General features: G+C 42.7%; 17 protein-coding genes. 9 read left to right on the top strand and 8 right to left on the bottom strand.

Features of this window, described 5'->3' with window-relative positions; all coding sequences use genetic code 11:
• Positions 1-45 precede the first annotated feature (45 nt).
• From K6V30_RS20820 to K6V30_RS20795, 6 genes are all read right to left on the bottom strand, one after another.
• The gene (locus tag K6V30_RS20820) at positions 46-492 is read right to left on the bottom strand and encodes an N-acetylmuramoyl-L-alanine amidase (protein ID WP_055270790.1); all 447 of its coding nucleotides are present in this window, start codon (positions 490-492) and stop codon (positions 46-48) included.
• Positions 493-504: 12 nt separating this feature from the next.
• A complete protein-coding gene (locus K6V30_RS20815) occupies positions 505-810 on the bottom strand; it encodes a hypothetical protein (RefSeq protein WP_010538761.1) in 306 nt (101 codons plus the stop codon).
• 68 nt (positions 811-878) lie between these two features.
• The gene (locus tag K6V30_RS20810) at positions 879-1379 is read right to left on the bottom strand and encodes an HU family DNA-binding protein (protein ID WP_010538760.1); all 501 of its coding nucleotides are present in this window, start codon (positions 1377-1379) and stop codon (positions 879-881) included.
• A gap of 187 nt (positions 1380-1566) precedes the next feature.
• The gene (gene dnaB / locus K6V30_RS20805; protein ID WP_010538759.1) at positions 1567-2946 is read right to left on the bottom strand and encodes a replicative DNA helicase; all 1380 of its coding nucleotides are present in this window, start codon (positions 2944-2946) and stop codon (positions 1567-1569) included.
• The gene (locus K6V30_RS20800; protein ID WP_010538758.1) at positions 2936-3568 is read right to left on the bottom strand and encodes a hypothetical protein; all 633 of its coding nucleotides are present in this window, start codon (positions 3566-3568) and stop codon (positions 2936-2938) included. Before K6V30_RS20800 ends, dnaB begins: the two co-directional genes overlap by 11 nt.
• Positions 3569-4013: 445 nt before the next feature.
• A complete protein-coding gene (locus K6V30_RS20795) occupies positions 4014-4313 on the bottom strand; it encodes a DUF4248 domain-containing protein (protein ID WP_010538757.1) in 300 nt (99 codons plus the stop codon).
• A 376-nt stretch (positions 4314-4689) separates the two neighbouring features.
• On the opposite strand from K6V30_RS20795, the gene K6V30_RS20790 reads away from it, so the two are divergent.
• From K6V30_RS20790 to K6V30_RS20765, 6 genes are all read left to right on the top strand, one after another.
• Positions 4690-5628, top strand: coding sequence for a tyrosine-type recombinase/integrase (locus K6V30_RS20790; protein ID WP_010538756.1), 939 nt, complete (start codon positions 4690-4692; stop codon positions 5626-5628).
• A 502-nt stretch (positions 5629-6130) separates the two neighbouring features.
• Positions 6131-9967, top strand: a complete 3837-nt coding sequence (locus K6V30_RS20785) for a coiled-coil domain-containing protein (protein WP_055270788.1) — start codon at positions 6131-6133, stop codon at positions 9965-9967.
• Positions 9968-10117: 150 nt separating this feature from the next.
• Complete coding sequence (locus tag K6V30_RS20780) at positions 10118-11209, top strand: OmpA family protein (RefSeq protein WP_055270864.1); 1092 nt, start codon at positions 10118-10120, stop codon at positions 11207-11209.
• 348 nt (positions 11210-11557) lie between these two features.
• Positions 11558-12496 carry a tyrosine-type recombinase/integrase gene (locus K6V30_RS20775; RefSeq protein ID WP_055270786.1) on the top strand — a complete coding sequence of 313 codons (939 nt, stop codon included), beginning with the start codon at positions 11558-11560 and terminating at the stop codon, positions 12494-12496.
• Between the two features lie 491 nt (positions 12497-12987).
• On the top strand, positions 12988-15822 hold the full coding sequence (locus tag K6V30_RS20770; RefSeq protein ID WP_055270784.1) for a hypothetical protein: 2835 nt from the start codon (positions 12988-12990) through the stop codon (positions 15820-15822).
• A 78-nt stretch (positions 15823-15900) separates the two neighbouring features.
• Positions 15901-16992, top strand: coding sequence for an OmpA family protein (locus tag K6V30_RS20765; protein WP_224207197.1), 1092 nt, complete (start codon positions 15901-15903; stop codon positions 16990-16992).
• Positions 16993-17308: 316 nt separating this feature from the next.
• Here the strand turns inward: K6V30_RS20765 and K6V30_RS20760 are convergent, their stop codons facing one another.
• Positions 17309-18883 (bottom strand): Rne/Rng family ribonuclease, encoded by a 1575-nt coding sequence (locus tag K6V30_RS20760; protein WP_010538750.1) that lies wholly within the window; start codon positions 18881-18883, stop codon positions 17309-17311.
• Between the two features lie 282 nt (positions 18884-19165).
• Positions 19166-19441 carry an HU family DNA-binding protein gene (locus tag K6V30_RS20755; protein WP_008762277.1) on the bottom strand — a complete coding sequence of 92 codons (276 nt, stop codon included), beginning with the start codon at positions 19439-19441 and terminating at the stop codon, positions 19166-19168.
• A 209-nt stretch (positions 19442-19650) separates the two neighbouring features.
• On the opposite strand from K6V30_RS20755, the gene mutY reads away from it, so the two are divergent.
• The 3 genes from mutY (at position 19651) to K6V30_RS20740 (ending at position 22734) form a co-directional block, all read left to right on the top strand.
• Positions 19651-20694 carry an A/G-specific adenine glycosylase gene (mutY, locus tag K6V30_RS20750; protein WP_010538749.1) on the top strand — a complete coding sequence of 348 codons (1044 nt, stop codon included), beginning with the start codon at positions 19651-19653 and terminating at the stop codon, positions 20692-20694.
• 136 nt (positions 20695-20830) lie between these two features.
• Positions 20831-21307, top strand: coding sequence for a single-stranded DNA-binding protein (locus tag K6V30_RS20745; RefSeq protein ID WP_055269028.1), 477 nt, complete (start codon positions 20831-20833; stop codon positions 21305-21307).
• 74 nt (positions 21308-21381) lie between these two features.
• Entirely contained in the window at positions 21382-22734 is a 1353-nt protein-coding gene (locus K6V30_RS20740) for a gliding motility-associated protein GldE (RefSeq protein ID WP_055269027.1), read from the top strand.
• The last annotated feature ends 6 nt before the right edge of the window (positions 22735-22740 follow it).

Here is a 22740-nt window from a genome sequence, read left to right as displayed (position 1 = left end):
TCTTGTTTATAAGCTATTCAATTGAAGCTTTACTTGATTTCTGCCTCATGCTTTCCAGTTATTTTCCGCATCGAAGCAAGGGCAAGCTTTCACCCATTCTTCCGGCTCTGTCTCCCCATTCTCATTCCGGTCGGGACTAAGGTCACGGTGACCGCATACGCGGCATCCCGGATAATCCTTCAATAAAGTAAGAATCAGTACTCGCAGTGAATGTTTCTGCCATTCGGTCCGGGTATCTTTGGGGCGACCTTTGCTGTCAAGCCCGCCTTCATAGCAGATACCGATACTTTCTCTGTTGAATCCTTTGGCGTGGGCACCGATCTTTTCTATCGGTCGGGTAGACTTTATATCCCCGTTTTTGCGGATATAAAAATGATAGCCCGCTCCGTTGAATCCGCGTCGGCGATGGCAGACGTCCAGGTCATATTCCGTGAAATCCTTGTCTTCGCGTGTGGCGGAGCAGTGAATTACGATTAAGTTGATCGTTCTCATGATTGTCCGGCATTATGCTTCAGAGATGGATGCTTCGCTTTGAGTACGTTGTATGCACTCTTTGTTTATGCACTGTAATGCGGCAGCCTGTGTCAGTTGCTCTCTCAGCGAAAAGATTTCGGCGTGCATCTCTTTCATTCTCGCACTAAGGTCGAAATAATCTTTCAGTACCTTTTCCAGCTGCTCCATCAGGAAGGTATACTGGTCTTTCACCAGCTCGCTGAATTCTTTGACGTTTTGCGCCATCGCTTTACGCTTTTTACGATTACCCAGAAAAGGGAGGATAGTCATAATAATCTCGATAATTTTATCTAGCATTTTTTTAATGGATAATTGATAATGGGGGTGAGTTATATGTTAAGGTTGGTTCGATATGGTATCTCCTGTTAAACTGTCGGGTCCGGAGCTTCCTCTTCGCCTCCGGTATTTCCTCCTCCTCCTCCGGCATTTTCGCCTTCCGTGTCACCTTTGCTTGCCAGTACGAATTCCACGTTGTTTTCACTTCGTGTACTGGTGTGGCTTGCGTTCACCAGATGCAATGCTTTATCCGCTACAAACCGGACATTCACCCTGCGGATGCTTCGGACCGTGCAATCTTTTTCCTTCTCTGTCCCCTCGCTGCATAGTGTGATGTGAAATGTTCCCAAACCGTCGATCTTCACTTTGTCGCCTTGTGTGAGTGACAGGCGGAGCTGCTCTACAAAAGCTTCGATGGCATGTTTTACATCTCCTGCTGTGAGTGAAGAGTTGGCTTCGATGGCATCTGCCAGTTTTTCGACGTCCATCACTCTGACTGTTCCCGATTTCTGGCGTACGTAATACAGCATCGGAGAATTCTCTTGACTCATGTACTTTCTACGCTGATAGCGTTCTACTGAAACATTCATAATTTTAAAAAGTTAAGGTTTAAGTAATAATAATTTTGTTTCTCTATGACATTGCAAATATACGAAATATAAGAGGCAAAGTCAAGCATTATGCTCTTTATTTTACTGCAAATATGAAATAAAATCGGAAAATATTTAATCTTATATTATGTAATATAATATTGTAGTTATGGTTCCGGGAATTTTTTTATTTTGCTTGTTTCAGCAATACTTCCAGTGGTGGTGTATAGTCCGTAATTTTCGTTAGAGAAGGGTTGTGGCTGAAGTATGCGTTCCCTGTCTCTCCATTGCGTTGTTTGGCTACGATGACTACTCCCAGCCCTTCGGTCGGATAACCGCTTTCGCGGTCGGTAGTGATTCGTGCCAGTGCAGGGCGGTAGAGTAGCATCACTACATCAGCATCTTGCTCGATGGCGCCGCTTTCACGCAGATGGAATAGTTCCGGTCGACCACCGGGACGGCCTTCCGATTCGCGGTTTAGCTGGCAAAGTAATACGACGGGAACGTTCAGTTCCTTGGCGATCAATTTAGCCTTGCGGGTGGCTTGTGCCACTTCCTGTTCACGGTTGCGGTTCTTCTGTCCGGTGCTCATGTCGCAAAGTTGCAGGTAGTCGATGATGATCAGATCGCATGTACCCTTGCTTTTAAGGAGCCGTGCGCTGGAGCGTACATGGTCCATGCTGGTCGAAGTGCTGTCGTCTACGTGTATCGGTAGTCGTGCCAGTTCTGCGGCGGTGGTGTGTGCTTCCGCCACTTCGTGCGGGTTAGGGATGCCTGTGCGCCAGCGGTAAGGGTTGATGTCGCCGGCGGACAACAGCCAGCGGTCGGCAAGGCGTTCTCCTTGCATCTCAAGGCTGTAGACAGTGACGGCATGTCCCTGCATGGCAGCCTGCCGCGCCAGATGGAGGGCGAAGGCGGTTTTCCCGACCGAGGGACGTGCGGCGATGACGGTGAGTTCTCCGTTTTGCAGTCCGGATGTCATGTGGTTCAGGTCTGTCAGGCCGGTAGGGATGCCGGTGATTCCGTTCACGCTTTTGGCGATACGCTGTTCGGCTTCTTTCATCGTGTCGGTCATCAGTGCGTCCATGTCGCGCATGTGGTCGTTGTGTCCGAATTCACCTTCCAGGCGGTCGAGCAGGTTGTGTGCGTCTATCAGTGTGTCGGCTATGTCCATTGTTTCGTCCAGAGAGCAGGCGAGGAGTTTGTTGAGTCCCAGTATCATTTCTCGCCGCAGATATTTCTCGTGTACGATCTGCATGTGATATTCGATATGCGCCGAGGTGGCTACTTTGCTGCTCAGTTGCGTGATGCCGAATGCTCCTCCGGCTTCTTCCAGCTTGCCCCGGTGGGCAAGTTCTTCTTTGACGGTGAGGATGTCGATCTTCATTCCTGCCCGGTACATGGCAAGCAGGGCGGCGTAGATCACTTGGTGGCTCGTGGTGTAGAACATTTCCGGGCGCAGTGTGTCGGCTGCGAGCGGCATGGCTTCCTGTTCTATCAGGCAGGCCCCCAGGATGGCTTCTTCTATCTCCGGGGCCTGTGGGGAAACTCTGTTGTCAGTATTCATTCAGAAAGGCTTTATTGGATAAATAACTGCAGGCATGTAGGATGAATTTCACGTTTGTCTGATGATAATAATACTCTTCGATGTTGTCGATGGCGAGTTGCTGTTCTTTTTCGCTCAGCTTTTTCCAGATACGCTGCGCTTTGGCGATGTTCTCTTTGGGAAGCTGCAGGATGTTGTGGAAGTCGTCCCAGAAGAGGCGGAACTTTTCGTCGCTGGTTTTTCGGGCGTTTTCTTTTTTCTCGCCGACGAGTGCCGAAATGTTTGTCCAGTTCTCGTAGTTGACCACTCGGATATGCAGGGCGGTGGTGTCGTTGTGAGGAATGATTTCGATGATTCCGTTTGTTTTCAGTTGTTGTATGAAGCGGTAAGTTCTGCTCGTTGGCCAGTGGAAAATGGCGCTCCAGCTGCGGTAGCTGTGCAGGCTTTCACCTCTTTTGCACACGATGGTGTGTTTTTGGCGGTCGGTGAGTTTTGTTTCCGAGTAGTTGACTTTTATAAGAAGTTTCAGGAAAGCTTCTATTTCTCCTTCGTGTGGGCTGCAGCCTGTAAGTTGCTCTTTCAGCAGAGCTTTTGGGATGATGATGTAGCCATATCCGATGGCCTGGCAATTCATTTTTTGCATATGATATTCTGTTTTTTAAATTTTGTCCAAAAGTAGGTTGATTGCTGTTCGAATCCTAAACGGATGTACGTGCTTGGACGTGTTGGGATGTAATATTCCTCGTGGTGACGTAAATAGCTGCTTTTGGCGCGTGTTGTTTTTTTGTGCGGTATACGTTGGAGGAAGATCGTGAAACAGAGGCTTCGTCTGATGTAAACAGAGCCTCTGTTTATAGTAAACGAAGCCTCTGTCCGGTCATTTTGGAGCCTCTGTTTGAGGGTGAAAAAAGGGCATTTTTGTGGAACGCACAGCGGAACACTCTAAGGAGTGAGGTAATCTTCTGACATTTAATGAATTATGTCTGTTGAGAAAAATGTGTTGAAACGCAGGGCGGAACCATAATAAGGGATAACTAATAAATTATATATTTAAAAATATATAGTTCGATTTTCACTTTTTTGGGCGTTTAAACTCGTTTGTTGTCCGACTCGTTTGCCTGGTTTTCCGACAGTGAAATGATGGGTGGTCCCCAGTACGCCCAAATGATTTGCTGCATCTTCGGACTTAGCAAAGTCGTGTGTTCGGTGTAGCTTGCTGCGGTGAGCTCTGCTTTGAGCTGCAAGTTGGCGTCTATTGTGTCGCGCATTCTTTTTCTGGCTGCATTGCAGTCCGGATGTCCTTGAAAGTATTCCGTAGCTAATTGGGTAAAATGTTTAAATCCCTTGATGATGTAATCTTTGGATACTTCTTTTTCTACTTTTATCATATTCTTATATTTAGTTTTTATAAACCGCTATTTGTGGCTTATTTTCTGCAAAGTTATGAAAAATAAATTAATTGAATAGTATAAAATTATTTAGTTTTATTTTCGTTTTTCATATCTGTAAATTTATATGTATATGCTTGCTTTATAAAATTTGTAATTAGAACTATTTGTTAATTATAATAACTGTTTATTCGCAGCGAAAACTTTGTGCGAAAAAACATACCGGTTTCTTTTTTTGTTGTTTTACTTTCGGAGGTATGGTCAAATCCGCTGATTGGATAACCTGCCGATGAATGAATATATGTCTGTAGGGTATTTGGGAGAGATGCTAAAATATTCCTATATTTATCGTGTAATTTAATTAATAGTAAGTAAAATGTTGAAAGTAGTAGCATTTATGAAGCAAGTAGCGGTGGGGCTACAGATGGAGGGAAACTTTGGTACTGCACACGTTTATCGCAGCAGTCTCAATGCCATTATTGCTTATCATGGGAAAAGGGATTTTGCATTTGATGAAGTAACCCCTGAATGGTTGAAGGGCTTCGAGATTTACCTTCGTAGCCGTGGATGTAGCTGGAACACTGTTTCCACTTATTTACGCACGTTTCGTGCGGTCTATAATCGTGCGGTGGATGGTCGCATGGCTTCTTATGTACCCAATCTGTTTCGTTCTGTCTATACGGGTACCCGTGCGGATCACAAGCGTGCCTTGTGTGATGAAGATATGAAAAAGGTGTTCGCTGGGGTGTCTTCGTCTTCTGTCGTGCCTGCCGGCATGCGGCGCTCACAGGAATTGTTCATTCTGATGTTTTTGCTTCGCGGTCTTCCTTTTGTCGATCTTGCCTATTTGCGTAAAAGTGATTTGCGTGATCATGTGATAACTTACCGCAGGCGTAAGACGGGTCGTTCTCTGTCGGTTACTGTGACTCCGGAAGCGATGGCAATCCTGAAGAAGTATATAAGTCGTGACGACACATCTCCTTATTTATTTCCTCTGTTGAAAAGTGGTGAGGGGACGAAGGAAGCATATCGCGAATATCAATCGGCATTACGCAGCTTCAATCAGCAACTCATGCTTCTGGGCGAATGGCTGGCGCTGAACGACAGACTCAGCTCGTACACTGCTCGTCACACTTGGGCGACGACCGCCTATCATTGCGAAATTCATCCGGGTATTATCTCCGAGGCGATGGGGCATTCCTCCATCACTGTGACGGAGACGTATCTGAAACCTTTCCGTAGTAGGAAAATTGATGAAGCCAACACACAAATAATCAGTTATGTAAAGCATTCGGTGATAGGAATATCTGCCTGATAGCTAGTCCGTTACTTTGTAGGTAACGGAGCTAAATAGCGTTGCAAAGATGGAGATATTTTGGAAAACATGCAAACAAAAAAGATATTTTTTCTGATAAACTACTAAAAAAAGAGAAATAACACGATAAAACAGCGATTTTCTTAGTATTAGAGTGTTTCACCCTTCTAATTTAGATAAAAGAATTTCCTCCCCTCTGCCTCTTCTCAGAAGCAGGGGTAAAGATGTTTCATTACCAATTCAGACATTTTCCGGTATTGACTACCCTTTTGGGGCAGGTACAAAGGTTTTCCCGTTACCTACAAAGTAACGGGTAAAGTGTGCATAGACTATATACTTCAGAGTATATTGTATAAGGCAAATGTAGGTGAAATAATTTAAGAAAAGGAGGTTATGCAAGGAATGAAAGGAGTAAAACATGGGATTTATGGGAATTGATAATCCAAAACAAGAACTATATTTTTATTATTTTTTTAATTTATAAATTAAAAGTTTTTTTATCATGAACAAAAAGTATTTAAGTGCAATCCTGTTTGGAACGCTGTTGGCGGCTTCAACAGGTACATTTACTTCTTGTAAAGACTACGATGACGACATCAAGGCGTTACAAGAACAAATCGACAAAAACGGAACTACCGTTGGCACTCTACAAGAACAGTTGACTGCTCAGCTGACTGCCTTGCAGGCTGCTTTGCAGACAGCCCAGTCTACTGCTGACGCTGCCAAGGCCGACGCTGCCAAAGCCCAGGCCGCTGCCGATGCTGCCAAAGCTGCCGGTGACGCTGCCGCTGCCGAAGCTGCCCAAGCCAAAGTTTTAGCAGAAGCGGCAAAACAGGCCGCTGCCGACGCCGAAGCTAAAGCGCTTGCTAAAATCACGGAAGAAGTAACTGCGATGAAAGAGTATGTAGACTCTTCTATCGCTGAAATCAACGCGACCAAGGCTGACAAGAAAGACCTGGAAGCCGCTATTGTGCAATTCAATGAAGACATTGAGGGTGTCATTCAGTTGCTCGGTGGTAGGATTGACGGTGTTCAAGCCGAATTAAGTACACTGACAGGCACTGTAGACGGTCTTAAGGGGGATGTGGTCACCAACGCGAACAATATCCAGACCGCTCAAGACGCTATCAAGACTTTGATTGCTGCGGACGAGAACCTTCAACTTCAGTTGGATGCCTTGAAAGCTTATGATAAGGAATTGAAAGGCATGATAGACGCCAACAAGATAGAAGCTGACGAAGCTCTTGCGCAAGCTATTAAGAAAGCTGAGGATGAACTGAAAGCCGCTCAGGAAGCAAACCAAAAATTGTGGGATGCGCAGACAGAGGAAAACAGTGCATTGCGCGGACTGATAGGTGACAATGCAAAGGATATTAAGGACTTGCAAGGTGATTTGGTGCAAACTAATAAGGACCTCAAAGATCTGGGAGATAGAATCGATGGCGAGCTGGATAAAATCAAAGCAGATATGGGTAAACTTGGAGAAAGAATTACTACTCTGGATACCACTCTTAGAACTCTCATCTCTACAGAAATCAGCAACTTGCATGTATTGATCGTCGCTCGCTTGAGCAGCATCGCGTTTGCTCCGGATTATATTGTAGACGGTGTGGAAGCTGTTAAATTCAGTTCTTTGCAGTATAGCGCAATGAGCCCGAATGAAAATGCTTCACTTCCTATCGTGACTAAGTATGCTTACTCTGTAGGTGCTCCTGCAATTGCCAGCTACCATTTCAATCCGAAGAGCTTTAATTTGGGAAATGCTACTTATAGCTATCTTGACCGTGCTGTAACTATTATTGAAACTGGAACTCGCGCGGCAGGCAGCAATTTGGTAGATATCATCGGGCAACCGATCAAGAATACCGCTACAGGAACTGTTGACTTTACACTTCGTCGTAAGCATGCCAATGTCAGACCGGCAGAAGATAAAACAAACATGATTGCTTTGCAGGCAACTATGACCGGTGATCCTGCCCAGAAGGATGCAGACCCCGTAATTACTTCTCCATATGTAGCTGTATATGACGATCTGATCACTCCTGAAGACATCTTTATTGCCGACGGAGCGACTTTGGCAACTGGAAACACTGCTCATTTCGCAGCAACGTTCAGTGCATGTAAGACTACACTCGTTCGTTACGAAATGGCATATGACAAAGTGTTTGACTTGAAGTCATTGGTAGCTACTTGTCTTGTGAAGGACGGTTCACATGAAGCGTTCCCTGTTGAAGATTATGAATTGTCATACCGCTTTGCTGTAGCATCTTCTGAGTATAATGTACAAAGTGGCTCTACTATAACTAATCAGCAGAAAGACTTGGTATGTACAGATGCTGAGAAGGGTACTTTCGAGGCGATTGCTGATAATGGACATAACCCGGAATTTGTAGGACGTACTCCTATTTTCAAGGTTGAGTTGGTAGACAAGGCCGGTAATGTAGTTCGTCGCGGCTTCGTGAAAGTTGAGATCGTAGCAGAGAAGACTCCTGATATGGCCGTGACTATAGAAGGTACTGAAACTTATGGCTGTGCAAATACGCAATCTAAACTGTATAAATTCGAAGAGGATTATCTGCGTGATAATATCTATCGTTTGATGAACAAGGGTGACGGTTCTGAACAAGGTATGAGTCATGAGGAATTCTGGAATACGTATGAATACCTAGAAACCTCAGTTCTTAAGAATGGTGTTGCTCTTCCGGGTATTACTGCACCGAGTCTGATTGACGGTGTAGCAACTGACGGCAAAGCTACTAAGATTGTAATTTGGCGATTCGCTCATGGACAGGTTGGAAATGTAGGTATAACTGGAGCTAACTTGTATGCTACTTTGACACTCCGCAATAAGGTTTCTTCTAATAAATATCCGAAATACATTCATTTCCATTTCGCAGTGAAAGTTAATTTGCCTGTCATTGCTTTGGATACGGAAAAGACAAAGGTAAATGATGCCTTCTGGGATAAGGATGCTGACGGTAAGTATATCGCGTTCAGAGTAAATGCCAAAAGACCGGGTGCTATCACTTCACCGGCTTCGGAATGTACAATCTCACAAGATATAACGAAAGCTTATGTTGATGGTACTTATACAGTTAATATACCGACTGGAGTATGCACTGAAAGTACGTACGAAATTGAATCAACTTATAGCAACGGTGTCAAAACAGCAAACGTTCTTACCGGTGTTCAGTTGAATGGAACGACCATTTCTTTGAACAAGAGTAATACTGCAGTTAAGGCAGCGTTGAATAGCGAAAAGGGATTGCAAGCTGTTATTATTCACAAGTATATGATTGAGAGTGGTGATACGTATATCGTGAACAGATTTAAGGTAACATTTATCCGTCCTGTCACTTTCACTATGCCTGATGGTATCACTGTAAAAGACGGTGCGACAGGTGGTGATGAAGTCAGCTTCCAGCACGATGGTTTGTTGACAGACTGGAGAGGTTACGCGATCACACATCCTGTTTGGGAATCGGTTGTAAAGACACACGGTAGGTGGAAAACAATTTGCGTGCCAGAGTACACTTATGTTGACGGACATTATAATAAGACAAAGGATGCTGAATTTAATCTTGAAACAGAGACAGTTACATTTACTACAGGAACTGACTTGAAGATGTATACCGGTCGAGAAAGTTATACAGTTCAAGAATATAGGCTAATAACTGCCGCCGACGGCACACAATATTGGGGTTGGATGACTATGGATTATAATAAGGTGTTTAATGTAACAGATGTGAAGATAAGTAAAGACGCTGTTCGTGTTGAACTTGCATTGCAAGCTGAGCGGTATGCTGCTAGTCAAGCTGTGCAGACCCGATGTGTGTCTAACGATGATGTTACTTACAACGAACACGTTATTACTGCATCAAGTGAAGTTTCCTTTACTAATATCACGGGCGTTAATTACGTGCCTGCTGTATATGAATATGTACCGGCTACAGAAGTGGAAATCAGTCATGAACATTCTCCAAAACCTCATTACGCAGGTACAGTGAACGGACAAACTTCCGGTTGCTGGGAATGGCATCAATGGGAGCACGATCACGAAGTTCTGGTTCCGGGTCAATTCTGGGATTATTACGGAGAGATCAAGAATGTCGTGCTTGATATAAATAATGTTAGCACAAGCTTGGAATACAACAATCATAAGTTGCCTGATGATGCAGTGCTGACACAAGGAGCTACTAACACTGTGAAGTATGAAAATGCTGAATCAAATATTGGCTATTCATATACCATCACTATCCCTGCTTCTATAGAATATGGCTGGGGTATCCTTAAGACAGACTTGATTCTTACGGCTGAGCCGGCAGGCAACAACAAGTAAGAAATCTAAGATAGTAATAAACTTTTAGACATGCTACAATCGAAAGGGTGCTCTGCTCAAAAGAGCACCCTTTTTATAACTACTTCCTGATAATGTGAGGGATGCAATGCAGATCATTCTGTGATAAAGACATTAAATACATAACATATGATGAAAATAAGAAATTTACTACTAGCCATACTGACTGTCAGTAGCACCTTGGCTTTCGCTCAAGAGCAGCGGATCAAGGAGGAGGGTAAAACCCTTTTTAATCCCCACTGGTTTATGCAAGTGCAAGTAGGAGCCGCTCATACGATAGGCGAAGCCAAATTTACCGATCTGATCTCTCCGGCAGCCGCCCTCAACGTGGGCTATAAGTTCGCTCCGGCATTCGGGGCGCGTATCGGTGTCAGCGGCTGGCAGGCTAAAGCGGGCTGGGTGACTCCCTCCCAATCTTATCAGTATAAATATCTTCAAGGCAACCTGGACCTGATGGCGGACCTCAGTGCTTTGTTCTGCGGCTTTAACCCCGACCGTGTATTCAATGGTTATCTTTTTGCCGGTGTAGGATTTAATCACGCTTTCGACAATGACGAAGCCAACGCGCTGGATACGCGTGCTTATGAAATGGAGTATCTGTGGCAGGACAGCCAGAACCTGGTAGCCGGACGTTTGGGCTTGGGCTGCGACCTTCGCCTGAATGACCGTCTGGCGATCAACATCGAAGGAAACGCCAATATCCTTTCCGATAAGTTCAATTCAAAGAAAGCGGGCAACTGCGACTGGCAATTTAACGTATTGGTGGGACTTAGTATCAAATTTGGCAAGAGTTATACCAAGACCGCTCCCGTTTATTACGAACCGGAGCCTGTAGTGGAACAGCCCAAAGCGGAACCTGTGGTAGAAAAGCCGCAGCCGAAACCTGCACCGGTGGTGACCGTCGAGCCGATGAAGCAAAGCGTCTTCTTCGCGCTGAATTCCGCAAAGATCCAGGATGACCAGCTTGCCAAAATAGAATCTTTGGTGAAGCATCTGGAAAAATATCCGACTGCCAAGGTAGCCGTCACCGGATACGCGGATAAGGAAACGGGTAACCCAGGCATCAATATGACCTTGTCAGAGAAGCGCGCGAACAACGTGGCGGACGTCTTGAAAGCGAAAGGCATTGCTGCGGACCGGATCGTGACTGACTTTAAAGGGGATACCGTACAACCGAACACGAATCCTACGGAAAATCGTGTCAGTATCTGCGTGCTAGAATAATGTTTGTATAAAGGCATAACCCTTTTTTAAGATATCTCATGTGCGGTGTTCCCCATTTTTCTTCGCTTTCCCGCGAAGAGCCTCACATGAGAATACCCCAAGGGAATCCGTGCTTGCGAAAGTATGTATTTCCGCAATGAACCCTTTCTTCACTTAATGTGAAGAAATAACAGGGGGTAGCAGTGGAAGAATTTGCTTGTGAAAGTGAATCTTTCCTGTCCCTCCAAAGAGGATGCCTCCCTTTCCCTAACGGCATCCTCTTTTTTCGTTTTTAAATTTCTTCTATAAAAACATACTATCCCCTTATTTTGTTATATTTATCGCGTCATTTAATAAATAATAAGTAAAATGTTAAAAGTAGTAGCATTTATGAAGCAAGTAGCAGTGGGGCTACAAATGGAGGGAAACTTTGGAACTGCTCACATTTATCGCAGCAGTCTCAATGCCATTATTGCTTATGGTGGGAAAAGGGATTTTGCTTTTCGTGAAGTAACTCCGGAATGGTTAAAAGGCTTCGAGATTCACCTTCGTAGCCGTGGTTGTAGTTGGAACACTGTTTCCACTTATTTGCGTACATTTCGTGCGGTTTACAATCGCGCGGTAGACAGGCGTATGGCACCTTATGTGCCGCATCTCTTTCGTTCGGTGTATACCGGGACACGTGCTGACCGCAAACGTGCGTTGTGCGAAGAAGACATGAAGAAGGTATTCACTAAATTACCACAGTCATCTGCCGTGAGTCCCGCCATGCGTCGTGCGCAGGAATTGTTCGTTCTGATGTTCCTGCTCCGTGGTCTGCCTTTTGTCGATCTGGCTTATTTGCGTAAAAGCGATTTGCGTGATAATGTAATCACTTATCGACGGCGTAAAACAGGCCGACCTTTGTCTGTGACTTTGACTTCGGAAGCGATGGCTATATTAAAGAGGTATATGGACCGTGATAGCTCCTCTCCTTATTTATTTCCGTTATTAAGCAGTCGGGAAGGAACAAAGGAGGCTTATCATGAATATCAGTTGGCTCTTCGTAACTTTAATAGGCAGTTGATGTTGCTTGGTGAAATGTTAGGACTGGGAGATAAACTAAGTTCGTATACAGCCCGCCATACATGGGCAACGACAGCTTACTATTGTGAAATTCATCCGGGCGTTATTTCTGAAGCTATGGGGCATTCGTCAATTACGGTGACCGAGACATATCTCAAACCTTTTCAGAATAAGAAAATAGATGAAGCCAATAAAAAAGTGGTAGATTTTATAAAGCGCTCAATGTCAGTAGCAATATGTTGAATTTAAGCCTGTTACTTCATAGGTAACGGAGCTAAACAGCGTTGCAAAGATGGAGATATTTTGGAAAACATGCAAACAAAAAAGATATTTTTTCTGATAAACTACTAAAAAAAGAGAAATAACACGATAAAACGGCGGATTTCTTTTTATTAGACCTTTATAACCTTCTAATTATATTCAAAGATTTCCCTCCCCTCTGCCTCCTCTTTGAAGCAGGGGTAAATAAGTTTCATTACTAAATCATACAGTTTTTCATAAAGAAGGCTTCATGAGAGCCAGGACAAAGGTTTTCCCGTTACCTATGAAGTAACGGGAAAAAAGTGTTGGGAATATATTTCTTGTCCATACTAAAGAATCATGGACACAGGTAAAACGAAAAGAAAAGGAGGTCACATTAATAAAATGAAAAGGGAAACACAAATGGCTTTTGAATCAAAAACGAGAAATTATATTTTTATTTTTTAATTTATAAATTAAAAGTTTTTTTTATTATGAACAAAAAGTTTTTAAGTGCAATCCTGTTTGGAGCATTACTTGCGTCTACCACAGGAACATTTACATCTTGTAAAGACTATGATGATGACATCAATGGTCTAAGCGAACGTGTAGATGCAATCGAAAAAACATTGGCCGAATTGAATACCAAGTTTGGTTCATTGGCCTATGTGAAATCGGTGTCTTTTGCAGATGGAAAATTAGTAGTAACAGATCAGAATGGAGATGCTACTACTTATAATATTCCTGATACAGACACTAATACTACGTATACTTTGGATGTATCTCAGGATGGTAATAAAGCTACTATTACTTTGACTGATAACAAAGGTAATGTACAAACTAAGACTATTACTTTTACAGATACTGACACTGATACTAAGTTTGATGCTACCAAATTGACTGTTGGTGAAGATGGCGTTGTAAAATATGATGGTGTAGCTACCGGTGTTACAATACCTAAGCAAGGTACGTTGGATATCACAGAAATGACTACAGATGGCGTAACTTATGGTTGGGCTATTAAATATGGCAATGCAGAACCTGTTAATTTGATGATTTGTGATGTTCTGCCTATTACGAGCTTTGGCTTTGAACCGGATGCTTATTTGGGAGGTGTTCCTTCAATGAAGGCTTTGAAAGTCGTTTATAAAGCTTGGAGTGAAACAACTAGCTGTAATCCGGCTACTGCTACTGGTGAAGTATGGGCAAAAGCTACTACAAATTCTTATGTTCGTCCGGTGATTGCAGGTACTTACTACTTGAATCCGTCAAGTGCAACTAAAGAACAGATAAAGAAGATCACTGTACTTTCTGCAGATAAAGAGTATATTAATAAAACTAGAGCAGCTGCTTCTAATCCGGAAGTTGAAAGCTATGAAGTAAAAGACGGTGTTTTGACTGTTTACTTTAAGGCTACTACTGAGTTGATTGAAGCTATCTCAAGTTCTAAAATTACAGTTTTGGCTATCCGTGTAGAAACAGAAGCTGGTAACACTATTACTGATGAGTATAGAGCTATCTACGCAACAGATTATGAAAACGTGATTTTGGGTGATAAGGCTAAAAAGGCTGCAGGTACTGCACATCATTTGTATGGAACAGACACAGGCAAGGCAGATGATGCTATCAAGGCTGATGCTGACTATGAAGTTGCTTATAACTCAACTACTGGTATTGATCTTGCTGAAAAGGTTATTACTTGCTATGATGATGTAGCTGCTACAAAGACAGATTTGACTATGTCTGCTGCAGAATTGGCTAAATTAGGCCTGAAGTATGATTTCCATTTGTGTGCTTACATTGATGGTACTAATCAGACTAACCAAAGTGATTTCGCTAGATTGACAGGTTCGGTTTTGTATCCGAAATTGTTTAATGAAACAGCTACTCCGTATGCTGCCGTAGGTCGTCAGCCATTGGTACGTGTTCAGCTGTTGGATACGAAAGCTAATAATAAAGTGGTCAGCACAGGTTGGATTAAAGTGATGATCACTAAAGATAAGGCTCCTGCTATTGACGCTCCGTTCACATTTGATCCATTCACTAACCAATGTGATGATAAAGTATTCGCATTGACAGTTGAACAAATGAACGTGAAGGTTTATAACAAGTTGGGTATGGACTATAAGATGTTCAAGACTATCTATGAAGCTGCCAATCCGTTGTATACCGGCGATGGTGTGGTTACTGAGGTTGCCGATGCTGGAGAAGTTACACAAACTGACTTGTTGAAGTGGACTATTTCTCAGGCCGATATGAAGTTAGCTTTGGCGAAGACTTCTGATGTTGGCTCATTGAAGGCTGTTGTAACTTACAAACCGAAAGCTGGTTATGAAGATTCTTACAGCGATGTAACTATCACATTGTCTACTAAGGTTAATGCAATTGCCGCTGTTACAATTCCTGCTTCTAACAAGATCGCTGAATACTGGGATGCTAATAAGACTTACGTTCGTCTGAATGTAGTTGTTCCGGGTACTCTGACTGATGACTGTGCATTTGCAGTTGATTTGGATAACACATTTGAAGGAAACAAACCTATTATCACAGGTGCTACTGCTTACAAGTATATTTTTGCATCTAAGAACGTAAATCGTAAAGAGAAAGGTTTGAGCGGTACTGAATATACATTATCAGTTGGTGATGATGGCTTGACATTGAAAGCTACTGCCGGTGCTGCGACTCAAAATGTAGCAGTGATTGATGCTGATGGTGTAGTCACTTATCAAAATACAGACTTTGCAAAAGACCTGTTGAATATTGCAAGTCATAACTCAGTTCCATCTGCCGGATTCTATGCTTGGATTAACATTAAAGCAACTACCGGTGAATGTGCATTAGAGTTGCCTATCACTAACGGTGAATATATGGCTTACTTCTTGCGTCCGATTGATGTAATTGCCGGTGAAGGTAAGTTCCAAGATGCTGTTGATAATGGTTCTACAGTTAATATGCTCGACCTGTTGAGCTTCTCTGATTGGAGAAACCAAGCATTCAGCACAACAGTAAAAGCTAACTACTTCGGTTATTATGGAATCGAGCTAATTACAGTTGATATACCTAATATCACTACTGACTTGAATGGTAACGATATCAATTCTAAGAAGTTGTCTGAGGTTACTTCACAACTGGTAATTACTCAAACTGGTACTACGGTTAATCCTATTCCTGCAGCTCCTGCTAAGGATACTTATGGTACCGTTACATATACAAACAATGGTAACGCTGTCGGTGCATTCAACTTGAGATTACCTGTTACTGTCACTTACAAGTGGGGTACAGTTAAGTCTTATGTGATTATTCCGGTTGAAAAGACATTAGGTAACTAATTCTTTTTTGAACTTAAATATAATGAAGCGCTTCTCTCTAATGAGAGGCGCTTTATGTTTAATGTAAATTAATCTATTATGAACATTAAAAGAAAACTGTTGATAGGTATAATGGCTATCAGTCTATTGCCAATTTCCGCCCAGGAACAGCGTGTCAAGGAACCTGAAAAGATTTCTTTCAAACCTCATTGGTTCATTCAGGCACAAATAGGAGCAGCCCATACTGTAGGTGAAGCAAAATTCACTGATCTTATTTCTCCGGCAGCAGCTCTTAATGTCGGTTATAAGTTTGCTCCCGCGTTTGGTGCGCGTGTTGGTGTAAGTGGCTGGCAGGCAAAGGGCGGATGGGTCAATCCGCAACAGACCTACCAGTATAAGTATCTGCAAGGTAATGTGGATATTATGGCTGATCTCAGCGCTTTGTTCTGTGGTTTTAATCCGAAGCGGGTGTTCAATGGTTACATCTTTGCCGGTGCAGGACTGAATCGTGGTTTTGATAACGATGAAGCCAATGCGCTTGATACAAGAACTTATGAGTTGGAGTACCTTTGGCAAGAAGGTAAGATTCTTCCGACAGGTCGTTTCGGTCTGGGCTGTGATCTTCGTTTGAATGATCGTTTGTCCATTAATATCGAAGGAAATGCGAACGTATTGTCTGATAAGTTCAACTCCAAGAAAGCTGGTAACTGTGACTGGCAACTGAATGCTCTTGTAGGTGTAAGCATTAAACTGGGTAAAAGCTATACAAAGACTGCTCCTGTTTATTATGAACCAGAGCCTGTGGTAGTGGAACAGCCTAAACCTGCTCCTGTAGTAGAACAACCACAGCCTAAAAAAGAAGTGGTAGTAGAACCTATGAAACAGAATATCTTCTTTGCCATCAACTCTGCAAAGATTCAGGATGATCAGCAATCTAAGATTGCTTCTTTGGTTGACTACATGGAGAAACATCCAGCAGCTAAGGTAAGTGTAACAGGTTATGCTGATGTTGATACGGGTAATCCTAGAATCAATAGTAAATTATCAGAGAAGCGTGCTAACAATGTTGCTGAAGCTTTAAAAGCAAAAGGCATCGCTGCAGATAGGATAAAAGTTGATTATAAAGGAGATACTGTGCAGCCATATAATACTCCGAAAGAAAATCGGGTAAGTATTTGTATTGCTGAGTAAATAAGGACAAAAATAGACAATATACCCTTTCTCATGAGAGATTTTTTTCCCCACTTCTTTATATATCATTTATATAAGGTGCTCTCTCATTGGGAACCTTAAGAGGTTCGCACTTGTGAAAGTCCGTGCTTCTGCAATAACCCTTTCTTCACTTAAATGTGAAGGTTAATAGTTAGGACTAGATGAAAAAGGGAACGCTTGTGAAAGTATACTTTTTCATATATCTATTCCTAATTGGAGGATGTCTTCCTATTTCCCACAGGCATTCTCTTATATGCAAAAAGGCGGCTCATATTGAAATGAGTCGCCTTTTCTGTTACTTGATTTCGATTTCTTCCTTCATATCGATTTCCTCTCCATGTGTATCATAGAACACATATTGCAGGAAAGCGAGTTTCTGACTTGGAATAATCTTGATACCGAGTCCGTACTTCATCTGCCATTTACGTTTGAGGGAGACAAGTCCCTGATTGATAAAGGCGGCGACATACGGATGGACGTGTAACGAGAATTTCTTTACCTTCAGTTTGTTGACCAGATAATCAATTTTACTCTCTAAAGTGTCCGTAAAGAGAATGGACGATTTGATAGTACCTTTTCCGAAGCAGGTGGGGCAGATTTCGGTCGTGTTGACGTCCATTGCCGGACGCACACGTTGGCGTGTAATCTGCATCAGCCCGAATTTGCTGAGCGGCAGAATATTATGCCGTGCCCTGTCTTTCTGCATGTTGGCACACATTCGTTCATAAAGCTTCTGACGGTTTTCGGCTTCATTCATATCGATGAAGTCCACGACGATGATACCACCCATATCTCTTAATCGCAGTTGGCGAGCCAGCTCGTCGGCGGCTCCCAGATTTACTTCGAGTGCGTTACCTTCCTGCCCGTTGGCATTCTTGGTGCGGTTTCCGCTGTTCACGTCTACTACGTGAAGCGCCTCAGTGTGCTCAATAATCAGATAGGCACCACTCTTGTAAGAGACTGTTTTACCAAACGATGATTTGATCTGCTTGGTGATACCGAAATTGTCGTAAATGGGAAGTTGGCCTTTGTACAGTTTCACGATGTTTGCCCGGTCGGGTGCGATCAGTGTTACGTAGTCTTTGATTTCATTGTACACAGCCTCGTCATTGACGTGAATATTCTCAAAAGAAGGGTTGAAGAGGTCGCGTAACAAACCTACGGCGCGGCTGGTCTCTTCATAAATCAACGTCGGATACTTGGTGGCTTTCTGTACTTTCGCCATTGCATCTTCCCAATGCTTGATCAGGACTTTAAGCTCTCCGTCGAGTTCGGCTACGCGTTTGCCTTCGGCTACTGTACGGACGATGACACCAAAATTTTTAGGTTTGATGCTCATCAACAGTTGTTTCAGACGGGCGCGCTCTTCGCTCGATTTAATCTTTTGTGAAACAGAAACCTTATCATTAAAAGGGATCAGTACCAGATAGCGTCCGGCAAACGAAATTTCGGACGTCAGTCGCGGTCCCTTGGTAGAGATAGGTTCCTTAACGATTTGCACCACCACTTCTTGTCCGACCTTTAATGTGTTGGCTACAGTACCATCCTTGTCAAGGTCAGGAAGTAGGGTTGCTTTGCTGATGGAGTTCAGCTTCTTTTTGTCGCTTAAAGTCTGCTTTACAAACTTTTCGAGTGAGTTAAATTGAGGACCCAGGTCAAGATAATGAAGAAAAGCGTCTTTCTCGTAACCGACGTCTACAAAGCATGCATTCAGTCCGGGCATCAATTTCTTGATACGTCCCAAATACATATTGCCCACTGAGAAAGAAATGTTTCTTCCTTCGCTTTGAAGTTCCACCAGACTCTTGTCTTCGAGAAGGGCGATGGAGACCTCTTTGGGCTGTACGTCTATTACAATTTCACTTGTCACTGTTTTGCTTTCTTATTATTGATTGAATCTCATTTGTATGAACAACTTTTTTGACAAAATGTTCATTTTGGGTTAGCTACTTAAACAAAGAACAAACTTGAAAGACATGTAGCTTCGCAAGTTTGTTCTTTATTCTGTTTGATCAGACTTAAAAATTATTTTTTGCTTTTATGTCTGTTCTTTCTTAGTCTTTTTTTACGCTTGTGCGTAGACATTTTATGTCTTTTTTTCTTTTTTCCGCTTGGCATAGCTTCACATTTTATGGGTTAATACTCTTGTTTATTATTTCTTTACTGAAATTGTAAATGTCTTAGCCGGTTTGAAGGCCGGAATGTTGTGCTCTGGAATGATGATAGTAGTATTCTTAGAAATATTACGAGCTGTCTTTTGAGCTCTTTTCTTAACTACGAAGCTACCAAACCCGCGAAGGTATACATTCTCATCGTTAGACAATGAGTCTTTAACAGCTTCCATAAATGCTTCAACTGTTGTAAGAACTGTTGTCTTATCAATACCGGTTTTCTTTGTAATCTCGTTTACAATATCTGCTTTAGTCATTTTTCCTTAAAAAAAATATTATTACTAGGTTCTTGCTAATTTTTTGGACTGCAAATATATAGCTTTTTGGTCTCCTAAAAAAATATATTCTGCACATTTTTCTAAAAAAATGGAGGCATTAAGTTTTCTTAGAGTCAAAAGAGTTACTTTTGTACTGCTTTTGGATAGTATATACAAGATAAATGTTAGATGATAGATCGAAATCAGGAATGAATATTTTTAGTGAGGCTATAGTTGAATGGTATAAAGAATACAAGCGTGATTTGCCTTGGAGAGAATCGTCGGACCCGTATCGGATCTGGATATCGGAGATTATTCTCCAGCAGACACGGGTGGCGCAGGGATATGATTACTTTCTCCGGTTTATCAAACGTTTTCCTGATGTGAAGACATTGGCAGACGCTGACGAGGATGAAGTGATGAAATACTGGCAGGGACTGGGATATTATTCTCGTGCCCGCAACCTGCATGCCGCAGCCAAAAGCATGAATGGAGTTTTTCCGAAAACATATCCCGAAGTGCTGGCGTTGAAAGGAGTAGGGGAGTATACGGCGGCAGCTATCTGTTCTTTTGCCTACGGTATGCCTTATGCGGTGGTAGACGGAAATGTGTATCGGGTACTTTCCCGTTATTTTGGCATTGATACTCCGATTGATTCGACGGAAGGAAAGAAACTGTTTGCTGCTCTGGCGGATGAAATGCTGGATAAGAAACAGCCGGCTCTTTATAATCAGGGTATTATGGATTTCGGGGCCATACAGTGTACTCCACAGTCACCCGATTGTTTGTTTTGTCCGTTGGCGGATAGTTGTTCGGCACTTTCAACAGGAAGGGTGGCTCAGCTTCCGGTGAAACAGCACAAGACAAAGACGACAAACCGTTACTTCAATTATATGTATGTACGTGCGGGCGCGTATACCTATATAAATAAGCGGACAGAGAATGATATATGGAAAAATCTGTTTGAACTGCCATTAATAGAAACTCCGGTTTCTTTGTCGGAGGAGGAGTTTTTGTCATTGCCGGAATTCAAAGCTTTACTGGTATCGGAGGAGAATCCGGAGATACGTTTGGTTTGCAGAAATGTGAAGCATGTATTGTCTCATCGGATTATTTACGCCAATCTATATGAAGTGGTATTGCCCGAGGGTACCAAAGCTTTTGCAGACTTTCTGAAAATACGGATAGAAGATTTGGATCAGTATGCGATTTCTAAGTTGGTGCAGAAGTTGGTAATTGGTAATAAGTATTAAGTATTAACCATCCGGTCTACAGCGCAGCTTAATACCTAATACTTATTACTTAATACTTAAAATACTTGCATACTATCGTTATTCTGTTTAATTTTGGCAGCAGATTTAAATAATAGAACATAAACTTGATGCATATATGTCAGTAAATAAAGTGATATTGATAGGAAACGTAGGACAAGATCCTAGGGTGAAATATTTCGATACCGGTTCGGCAGTGGCAACTTTTCCTTTGGCTACCACTGATCGTGGCTATACATTGGCTAATGGAACCCAGATCCCCGAAAGAACGGAATGGCATAATATTGTTGCATCCAACCGTCTGGCTGAGATTGTGGACAAATATGTGCATAAAGGTGACAAGTTGTATCTGGAAGGGAAAATAAGAACCCGTTCATATACTGATCAATCAGGTGCTATGCGCTATATTACTGAAATATTTGTGGACAATATGGAAATGTTGTCTCCGAAAGGGGCTAATACAGGTGCGGGAGCTCCTCAGCCGTCTGCAATACAGGCTCAACAGCCACAGCAGATGCAACAACCGCAACAACAGGTACAGCCTTCACAGGCACAACCGATACAAGATAATCCGGCAGATGACTTGCCGTTTTAGATACTGTGATAATGTGCCAATAGGTTGATTGCTGATTGGCACATTATCTTTTGTTTAACTAAAATATATACTCTTTGGACTCAGATGGTTATTTAAGCCAATTGGCTGAAATTTTCAACGGTATTACCGTAAACACTCCTTCAATCTCTGCTATTATTGCCATAGTACTGGCAGGTGTGCTCCTGCTTGCTTCCGGCTTTGCTTCGGCTTCTGAAATAGCTTTTTTTTCACTTTCTCCTTCGGACCTGAATGATATTGACGAACACAATCATCCTGCTGATGAAAAGATCAGCGCCCTTCTTGGAGATTCCGAACGCCTTCTGGCTACGATACTGATCACTAATAATTTTGTTAATGTGACCATTATTATGCTCTGCAACTTCTTTTTCATGGATGTATTTGTGTTTCATTCTCCATTGGCAGAGTTCATTATACTGACCGTAATCCTGACTTTCCTGTTATTGCTGTTCGGAGAGATTATGCCGAAGATTTACTCGGCACAAAAGACGCTGGCATTTTGTCGTTTCTCTGCTCCGGGCATCTATTTTTTAGAAAAGTTGTTTCATCCGGTCGCTTCCATGCTGGTGCGCTCTACCACTTTTCTGAATAAGCATGTTACCAAAAAGAACCATAATATCTCTGTGGATGAATTGTCTCATGCCTTGGAGTTGACGGATAAAGCAGAAATCTCCGAAGAGAATAATATTCTGGAAGGGATTATCCGTTTTGGAGGGGAAACCGTGAAGGAAGTGATGACCTCACGTTTGGATATGGTCGATCTGGATATTCGCACACCTTTCAAAGAGGTGATGCAATGTATCATTGAAAATGCTTATTCGCGCATCCCTATCTATTCCGGTTCACGGGACAATATAAAGGGGGTGCTGTATATTAAGGACCTTTTGCCGCATGTCAACAAGGGGGATAATTTCCGTTGGCAGTCACTGATTCGTCCTGCTTATTTTGTGCCGGAAACAAAGATGATTGATGATCTTCTCCGTGATTTTCAGGCGAATAAAATTCATATTGCTATCGTTGTCGATGAATTTGGAGGAACTTCCGGACTGGTGACGATGGAGGATATTATCGAAGAAATTGTAGGTGAGATTCATGACGAGTATGATGACGAAGAACGCACGTACGTAGTACTGAACGATCATACATGGGTGTTCGAGGCAAAAACGCAGTTGACCGATTTCTATAAGATTGCAAAAGTAGATGAGGATGAGTTTGAGAAAGTGGTAGGAGATGCGGATACATTGGCCGGTATGTTACTTGAAATAAAGGGGGAGTTTCCTGCATTGCATGAGAAAGTGACTTATCATAATTATGAGTTTGAAGTGCTGGAGATGGACAGTCGGCGTATCCTGAAAGTTAAATTTACGATTCTTCCCAAGGAAACGGAGCCATCGGAGGAGAAAGAATAACTGAAG

Origin of the sequence: Bacteroides faecis (assembly GCF_020091505.1) — a bacterium.
Taxonomy (GTDB): Bacteria; Bacteroidota; Bacteroidia; order Bacteroidales; family Bacteroidaceae; genus Bacteroides; species Bacteroides faecis.
This window is presented reverse-complemented; position numbering and strand designations above follow the sequence as displayed.